At 56.7% G+C, this 8,405-nt stretch carries 11 protein-coding genes; 10 read left to right on the forward strand and 1 reads right to left on the reverse strand.

What is annotated here, in order from left to right:
- The 10 genes from ACFDSS_RS12015 to ACFDSS_RS12060 all read left to right on the forward strand — a co-directional run.
- On the forward strand, positions 1-942 hold a 942-nt coding region (locus ACFDSS_RS12015), incomplete at its 5' end, for a hypothetical protein (protein ID WP_375255982.1).
- Positions 943-1,200: 258 nt separating this feature from the next.
- Positions 1,201-1,485: a preprotein translocase subunit YajC gene (gene yajC / locus ACFDSS_RS12020; protein ID WP_375255983.1), complete on the forward strand. Its 285-nt coding sequence runs from the start codon at positions 1,201-1,203 to the stop codon at positions 1,483-1,485.
- Positions 1,486-1,510: 25 nt separating this feature from the next.
- On the forward strand, positions 1,511-3,172 hold the full coding sequence (secD, locus tag ACFDSS_RS12025; RefSeq protein ID WP_375255984.1) for a protein translocase subunit SecD: 1,662 nt from the start codon (positions 1,511-1,513) through the stop codon (positions 3,170-3,172).
- A gap of 1 nt (position 3,173) precedes the next feature.
- Positions 3,174-4,142 (forward strand): protein translocase subunit SecF, encoded by a 969-nt coding sequence (gene secF, locus ACFDSS_RS12030; protein WP_375255985.1) that lies wholly within the window; start codon positions 3,174-3,176, stop codon positions 4,140-4,142.
- A gap of 10 nt (positions 4,143-4,152) precedes the next feature.
- A complete protein-coding gene (locus ACFDSS_RS12035; RefSeq protein ID WP_375255986.1) occupies positions 4,153-4,506 on the forward strand; it encodes an Mth938-like domain-containing protein in 354 nt (117 codons plus the stop codon).
- Positions 4,507-5,121 carry a heme ABC exporter ATP-binding protein CcmA gene (gene ccmA, locus ACFDSS_RS12040; RefSeq protein ID WP_375255987.1) on the forward strand — a complete coding sequence of 205 codons (615 nt, stop codon included), beginning with the start codon at positions 4,507-4,509 and terminating at the stop codon, positions 5,119-5,121.
- The gene (gene ccmB, locus ACFDSS_RS12045) at positions 5,118-5,774 is read left to right on the forward strand and encodes a heme exporter protein CcmB (protein ID WP_375255988.1); all 657 of its coding nucleotides are present in this window, start codon (positions 5,118-5,120) and stop codon (positions 5,772-5,774) included. The genes ccmA and ccmB overlap by 4 nt, the downstream gene beginning before the upstream one ends.
- 42 nt (positions 5,775-5,816) lie before the next feature.
- Positions 5,817-6,545: a heme ABC transporter permease gene (locus ACFDSS_RS12050; protein ID WP_375255989.1), complete on the forward strand. Its 729-nt coding sequence runs from the start codon at positions 5,817-5,819 to the stop codon at positions 6,543-6,545.
- Complete coding sequence (gene ccmD / locus ACFDSS_RS12055) at positions 6,538-6,681, forward strand: heme exporter protein CcmD (protein WP_375255990.1); 144 nt, start codon at positions 6,538-6,540, stop codon at positions 6,679-6,681. Before ACFDSS_RS12050 ends, ccmD begins: the two co-directional genes overlap by 8 nt.
- A complete protein-coding gene (locus ACFDSS_RS12060) occupies positions 6,674-7,210 on the forward strand; it encodes a DsbE family thiol:disulfide interchange protein (RefSeq protein ID WP_375255991.1) in 537 nt (178 codons plus the stop codon). Before ccmD ends, ACFDSS_RS12060 begins: the two co-directional genes overlap by 8 nt.
- Before the next feature lie 106 nt (positions 7,211-7,316).
- Here the strand turns inward: ACFDSS_RS12060 and ACFDSS_RS12065 are convergent.
- Positions 7,317-8,405, reverse strand: a 1,089-nt coding sequence (locus tag ACFDSS_RS12065) for an aconitase family protein (protein ID WP_375255992.1), incomplete at its 5' end; no start/stop codon positions are given.

An 8,405-nucleotide genomic window follows, 5' to 3' on the forward strand; every position in this document is an offset into this window, starting at 1 on the left:
GGATTAATTGCACTTCCTGTCTATGCGCAGGAGCTGACCTACGGCACGGCGACGTTTGAGATCGAAGCGCTTGAGGATAAGGATCAGGGTATTGACTATGACATCATGGCTTTTGACGGTGCCTTTGAGTATCAGATCAATCAATTCGTCCTCGGAGGTGCGCTTGCCGGTCAGAGTATTGAAGCAAGCATCGGTCTTTCTCAGGACCTGCGCCGCATTGGCGGGTTTGCTGCCTATCAGATAACGCCGGAAATCCTTGTTGGTCTGGGCTTTGACGATGTGGAGACCAAAATTGATAATGGCTTCGGAGACTTCACCATTCAGAATGATGTTGTAAGCGGATTCGCGCAGTATCAGAATGAGAATTTCGGCGTTGCTGTCGCCCGCCGAAACGTGAAAAATGAATCTTTTGAATTTGATGTAACCTCCTATTTTGGTGAGGTACGGATTGGCGACAACTTCACAGCGGGCGCTGTGGTAGAAGCTTACACGGATTCGGACGAGCAGATTTATCACCTGTCGGCAGATTTCGTGTCCGGTCCTTGGGCCGCGCGCGGATTTTACACCAGCGCGTCGTATCTGGACGGCGGCTACTTCGGGTTGCGCGGCGAATACACGTTTGGATCAGGCGTTGCCGTCATTGCCGGATACGACGACAGTAGCGATGATTTATTCATTGGAGATTTCAGTTCAGCATCGATTGCCGCCAACTATCAGTTCAATGATGCGCTGTCGGCACAGGCAACATACAAGCTCTTTCAATTGGGCAATGACGACGAAGTCCAGTCCCTTGGTGTGACGCTGGACTACCAATTCGGTATGAGCAAACGCCTGGACGAAAAAATGTATCGGGCGATCCGCGACGATCTTTCGCAATCGCCTGCGGTAGAGCAACCCAACTACGGATACGGGATGTTGTTCAGTTTCTTCGGGGTGACCTAGAAAAAATCGGCAATTGCCAACCGAATGGCCTGCGCCTCGTGCGCGGGCTTTTTTGTTGCAAGTCCGCCTTTGGGCGGCGAATTTCACCGCCTTGCCGTCTCAATCACCGCTCTTGATTTGCTTTCGGCGCGGGCTGGCCCCATATCTCCACAAATGCGGGTCAAAAGCCCGTCAATCGCGGTTGCCATTCGGGGGATGCGGACATAATGTGCCGCGACTTTCAAAGGCAAAAAGCCGCAAGAATATAAGGGATGGATTATGAGACCTGCCGACCTGATTATGCTCCTGTTGATTTTCGGGATCATGTATTTCCTACTGATCCGCCCGCAACAGAAGAAGCTGAAAGAACACACTGCGATGCTGACGGCATTGCGTCGCGGTGACCAGATCATCACGCAAGGCGGTATTGTTGGCAAAATCGTCAAGGTAAAAGAAGACGACAGCAATGAGGTCGAAGTTGAAATCGCCAAGGACGTGAAAGTCCGTGTGGTGAAGTCCACGATCGCGACTGTCATGAACAAGACCGAGCCAGCAAAAACCTAGAAGACTGCCGGAAAAGGCGCGCTTTATGCTCAATATTTCGTTCCCCAAGCTTGTGATGATCTGGCTGACAGTCATCGTCGGGTTGACCTTTGCGATGCCAAACGCCTTCTACACGCGCGTTGAGACCAGCAACGATGCGGTTGCGTTGATCGAAGCGGGGCAGACAAGCGCGGAACTGGAAGCCCAGGCGGCAATCTGGCCGCGTTTGCTGCCCTCCAGCCTCGTGAATCTGGGCCTTGATCTGCGCGGTGGGGCGCATTTGTTGGTCGAGGTGCAGGTTGAGGATGTCCATGCTTCCTTCCTGGAAGGGCTCTGGCCAACCGTGCGTGACGCGCTTGCCGCACAGCGCAATTCCGTCGGCTTCGTCACCCGAGAGGATAGCCCCGCGACAGAACTGCGCGTGCGGATTTCCGAACCGGAGGGCGCGACCGAGGCCTTCCAAATCGCGCGTGGGCTTGCGTCGCCCGTGGCTTCTTTCACAGGTGCTGCTGCAACGAATATCAACGTCAGTCTTGATGGGACATTGCTTACGATTACGCTCAGCGAGGCGGAGATCGTAGCGATGAATGAGCGCACAATATTGCAGACGCTGGAAATTATCCGCCGCCGGATTGATGAAGTCGGCACACGTGAACCCACGATCCAGCGTCAGGGCGCAGATCGGATTCTGGTGCAGGTCCCCGGTGTGGGATCGGCCAATGAAATCATTGAGTTGCTGGGTACCACCGCGCAGTTGACATTCAACCCGGTGCAAGGCCGGACAACGGATCCCGGTACTTCCGCCGGCACTGGCAATGTCCTCGTGCCCTCGCTTGATGAGCCCGACCTGTTTTATATTCTGGAACGTCGGCCTGTCGTGACGGGCGAAGATCTTGAGAATGCACAGCTGGATTTCGACCAAAACGGTCGCCCGGCGGTGGCCTTCCGGTTCAACACATCTGCTGCACGTGAATTTGGCGATTATACGCTGGAAAACATCGGCAGCCCTTTTGCGATCGTTCTCGACAATGAAGTAATCTCCGCGCCAACGATCCAGGCCCACATCCCCGGCGGGTCGGGCATCATCACAGGCAATTTCACCGTTGAGGAAGCCACGAATCTGGCCGTCCTGCTGCGTGCAGGCGCGTTGCCAGCTGAGTTGACCTTCCTTGAAGAACGCACCATCGGGCCGGAGCTGGGTGCCGATAGTATCGCCGCTGGCAAGATTGCCTCTGTCGTGGCGGGCATCACAATCCTCGTTTACATGGTGTTGAGCTATGGTCTCTTTGGTGTTTTTGCCAATACCGCCTTGATTATCAATATCGGACTGATCTTCGGCCTGCTGAGCATTGTGGGCGCAACACTGACCTTGCCCGGTATCGCGGGGATCGTGTTGACCATTGGTATGGCGGTGGACGCCAATGTAATTGTGTTTGAACGTATTCGCGAAGAGCTGAAAACCGCCAAGGGGCCGGCACGCGCGATTGAATTGGGCTATGAAAAAGCTCTGTCGTCCATCATTGACGCCAATATCACGACATTTATCACTGCCGTGATCCTGTTCACCATGGGCTCCGGCCCGGTCAGCGGTTTTGCCGTAACCTTGGGCTTTGGCATCATCACGTCCGTCTTTACTGCGATTTTCGTAACCAGATCGCTTATCGTGGTCTGGTTCGCGCGCACCCGCCCCAAGACAATCGAGGTTTGATATGCGTCTAAGACTGGTCCGCGAACACACATCCATCGATTTCTTCAGCCGCGCCCGCCTCTGGCTGGGGCTTTCCATGATTGCCATGGTGATCGCATTCGCGTCATTCCTGATCCAGGGCCTGAACTACGGCATTGATTTTCAAGGTGGCACCAGCATTCGAACCGATAGCGCGATACCCATCGATGTCGCAGAATATCGCGATGTTTTGGCGACATTGGAACTTGGCGATGTGTCTATCGCGCAGGTCGAAGACCCGCTGTTTGACGAAGACCAATTCGTCACCATGGTTCGTGTGCAGGCACAAGAAGGTGATGAACGTATCGCCTCCGAAACGATCACGGCGATCCAGACGGCATTGCGCACAATTGATCCGGGCATGACGTTTCCATCTGTGGAGTCAGTCGGCCCCAAAGTTTCCGGAGAGCTGATCCAGACCGCGATTATTGCTGTTGCCTTGGCTGTTGTGGCGATTTTGCTTTATATCTGGCTGCGGTTTGAATGGCAGTTTGCAGTCGGTGCTGTACTGGCTTTGTCGCACGATGTGCTCCTGACGGTCGGGATCTTTTCGGAATTGCAGATCAAGTTTGATCTGGCAATTATCGCCGCACTGCTGACGATTGTGGGCTATTCGATCAACGACACGGTGATTGTTTTTGACCGGGTGCGCGAAAACCTGCGCAAGTATAAGAAAAAGGACCTCAAAGAGGTTTTGAATATCTCGATCAACGAAACACTCAGCCGGACATTGATGACCTCCGTGACGACGATGCTGGCACTTCTGGCATTGTTCATCCTTGGTGGTGATGTGATCCGTGGCTTCGTCTTCGCGATGATGTGGGGTGTCTTGATCGGGACGTATTCTTCGATTTTTGTGGCCTCCGCGTTCCTGCTGGTGCTTGGCGTCAAGCGGGATTGGTCCAAGAAAGACCCCAGCACGGGCACAAGATACGGTCATATTGATACCTGAAGAGGGACAGATGCGCCTGAACGAGATCAGCTACAACGACGCGATGCCAATTGATGGCTATGGGCCGGGGTTTTTTCGTGTGGGCGGCCAGCGCCACGACGGCGCAGTTTTGGTTCTGCCAACAGGCGTTTCAGCATGGGGCGCGTTTGAGGATAGGGCGTCGCTGCTGAAAATCGCCGATCAGATCGATGTTTTGTTTGTTGGCACGGGCGCTGAAATAGCGCATCTGCCTACGGATTTCCGCAAGGTGATGGAAGACGCTGGGATCGGCGTGGAAACCATGGCCTCGCCCGCAGCGTGCCGCACCTACAACGTGCTGCTGTCAGAGGGGCGGCGGGTGGCTGCGGCCCTGTTGCCTGTCTGAATGCTCAGTGTCGAAAACTTCGCTTGCGCCCGTGGCGGTGTTCCGGTGTTGACAGGTGTCAACTTTGAGGTGGCGGCGGGGACCGCGTTGATCCTGCGGGGGCCGAACGGCATTGGCAAAACCACATTGTTGCGCAGCTTGGCGGGGTTGCAGCCCGCAATCGAAGGCGTGGCGGTTTTTCCAGAAGACGAAGGCGCCTATGCCAGCCATGCGGATGGAATCAAGACTGCGCTGAGCGTGACGGAGAACCTGAAATTCTGGGCTGACGTGCATGGCGCCGATCTTCCTGATGAAATTTTTGAAACCTTCGACCTTTCCGACCTGCGCGATCGGCTGGGCGGCACGCTATCGGCCGGGCAGAAACGCCGCCTCGGTCTGGCGCGACTGGGCGTGATCGGTCGCAAGGTGCTGTTTCTCGATGAGCCGACGGTGTCGCTTGACGGGTTTTCAGTCAAGCTTTTCGCGGATTGGCTACGCCACCAACATTTGGCCAGCGGCGGCGTTGCGGTGATCGCGACCCATATTGACCTCGGCATTGATGCGCCTGAACTGGAACTTACCCCATTCAAAGCGGCCCTTGACGCCAGCGGCGGATCAGACGAGGCCTTCTTGTGATTGCCCTGCTGCTGCGCGATTTGCGGCTCGCGATCCGCGCAGGGGGCGGATTTGGCCTTGGACTTGCGTTTTTCCTGATTGTGGTCTTGCTGGTGCCACTCGGCGTCGGTCCGCAGACGGAGCTGTTGTCGCGCATCGCGCCGGGCATCCTATGGGTGGCCTCACTTCTGGCGGCACTTCTGTCGCTCGACCGGATATTCGCGCTGGACTATGAGGACGGGTCGCTTGCGCTTCTGGCGACCTCACCTTTGCCGCTGGAAGGGGTGGCGATGATGAAGGCCTTTGCGCATTGGATCACCACGGGCCTGCCACTGACACTGGCGGCACCGGCTCTAGGTTTCCTGCTTAGTCTTGCGCCGGAGGCCTACCCCTATTTACTGCTCTCGCTTTTGCTCGGCACGCCCGCCTTGTCGATGATCGGCACATTTGGCGCGGCGCTGACCGTTGGCTTGCGCCGCGGAGGGCTTTTGTTATCGCTTTTGGTGCTGCCGCTGTATGTCCCGACCCTGATTTTCGGGGCAGAGGCAATTCGGCGCGGGGCAGAAGGTCTGGACCCGACGGGTGCGTTGATGCTGATCGGGGCGATCACAGCGGGCAGCTTTGCATTCTTGCCCTTCGCCACTGCGGCGACATTGCGCATCAATCTGCGGTGATCGGGGATTGAGGGCAGCTATGGAGCAGGATAGATAAGCGTCATGTCGATGTGGGAATACGCAAATCCGAAACGCTTTATGGGCTGGACCAGACCGGTCTTGCCCTGGGCCTTTGCGCTTGCAGGGGCGTTACTTGTGGTCGGGTTGACCTGGGGTTTTTTCTTTACGCCGGATGATTTCCGGCAGGGGTCGACGGTCAAGATCATCTATTTGCACGTGCCGGCGGCACTGATGGCGATTAATGCGTGGATCATGATGCTCGTGGCGTCCCTGATATGGGTGGTGCGCAGGCATCATGTCTCGGCCTTGGCGGCCCGTGCGGCTGCACCTGTGGGTATTGTGTTTACATTGATCGCACTGTTCACCGGCGGTATCTGGGGGCAACCGATGTGGGGGACATATTGGGCGTGGGATCCGCGCCTGACCTCATTCTTGATCCTGTTCCTGTTCTATCTGGGCTACATCGCCTTATGGGAAGCGATTGAGGATCCCGATACCGCTGCCGATCTGACGGCCGTCCTGTGCATGGTCGGCTCGGTCTTTGCGATCCTGTCGCGCTATGCGGTGCTGTTCTGGAATCAGGGTTTGCATCAGGGCGCGTCGCTGTCGCTGGACAAGGAAGAAAACATCTCGGATGTGTTCTGGTTCCCGCTTTTGGTTTCCATTGCGGGGTTTGTGGTATTGTTTGTCGCACTTGTACTGTTGCGGACGCGTACCGAAATCCGTGCACGCCGTATCCGTGCGCTGGACGCGAGGGCGCGCCGTGCCTGAATTGGGAAGCTACGCCGTTGAAGTGCTGTCCGCCTATGCAGTGAGCATCCTGCTTTTGGCGGCCATCGTTGCACTGAGCTGGCGGCGCTATGTCCGCGTGCGCACTGCATTGCAAGAAGCTGAAAAACGTGGCTAGACTAACGCCACTGTTGATTGTGCCGCCGGTCATTCTCGCGGCAGTCGCAGGCTTCACCCTCGCGGTGGCGCTGCGCGACGCCCCTGTTAAGCAACGCGCGACGTTCGTCGGCAATCAGGCGCCTGCGGTACCGGTTGAGGCGGTGCGCGGAACGGCGCAGTTGACCGACGCAGACTTGCGATCAGGTGACGTCACAATTGTGAATTTCTGGGCAAGCTGGTGTCCGCCATGCCGGGCCGAACACCCAAATCTCTTGGCGCTTGAAGCTGAGGGTTACCGCGTCGCGGGCATCAATTTCCGCGACCGGCAAGATGACGCAGCGTCCTATCTGGCACAATATGATGACCCGTTTTTTGCAACTGGGTTTGATCTGCGTGGCGGCGTCGCAAATGACTGGGGCGTGGCCGGGCCGCCGGAGACGATCATCGTGGATGGCGACGGAACGGTTCTCTATCGTTTTGTCGGTCCGCTGGTCGGCTCGGATTATGAGCAGCGCTTCGTCCCGGAGTTGGCGAAAGCCACAGAGTAAACACGCTCTTCATCTTGGCCAGAAAACTCCCGCCGGAGGCTCCAGCGGTCACAACAAAAAAGCCCGGTCGCGATGACCGGGCTTCTTTCATGTCGAAAGCTGGCGCTTATGCGGCCTTTGCAAGGTTGCGCAGCACGTAATGCAGCACGCCACCGTTTTCGATGTACTCGATCTCCACGGCGGTATCGATGCGGCACTTCACAGTGATCTCCTTGACTGATCCGTCCGCCATTGTGATCTGCGCTGTCATCTCCTGCAACGGCTTCACGGCGTCCAGACCTTCGATTGTCACAGTCTCCTCACCGGTCAGGCCGAGCGATGTGCGGCTGTCTCCACCTGTGAATTCAAATGGCACAACGCCCATGCCAACAAGGTTGGAGCGGTGAATACGCTCAAAGCTTTCGGCAATCACGGCCTTTACACCCAAGAGCGCGGTACCCTTGGCCGCCCAGTCACGCGAAGAGCCCGCGCCATACTGTTCGCCCGCAAAGACGACCAACGGTGTGCCTGCTCCCTGATGCGCCATTGCCGCGTCAAAGATCGACGTTTGCGCACCATCGGGGCCTTTGGTGTAGCCGCCTTCGACTCCGTCCAGCATCTCGTTCTTGATGCGGATGTTGGCGAATGTGCCGCGCATCATGATTTCATGGTTGCCGCGACGCGAGCCGTAGGAGTTGAATTCACGCACAGGCACCTGACGATCAAGCAGATACTGACCCGCAGGCGTCGTGTCCTTGAATGACCCCGCCGGTGAGATGTGGTCGGTTGTGACCATGTCACCCAATACGGCGAGGACTTTGGCATCAACCACGTTCTTGATCGTGCCAGCATCCTTTGACATGTCCCGGAAGTAAGGCGGGTTCTGCACGTAGGTGGATGTGGCGGGCCAGTCGTAGGTTTCGCTGTCGGTCGTTTCAACCGCTTGCCACTTTTCGTCGCCTTTGAAAACATCAGCGTATTTGCTGATGAAGGCTTCGCGGGTGACAGTTTTTTCAACCAGTGCGTTGATTTCTGCCGACGTGGGCCAGATGTCTTTCAGGTATACATCATTGCCGTCCTGATCCTGACCCAGAGGTTCGCTTGAGAGGTCGATATCCATCGTGCCTGCCAGCGCATAGGCCACAACCAGCGGCGGCGATGCCAGATAGTTGGCGCGCACATCCGGCGAAATGCGCCCTTCGAAGTTCCGGTTACC

This window comes from Yoonia sp. (assembly GCF_042093035.1).
Classification (GTDB): domain Bacteria; phylum Pseudomonadota; class Alphaproteobacteria; order Rhodobacterales; family Rhodobacteraceae; genus Yoonia.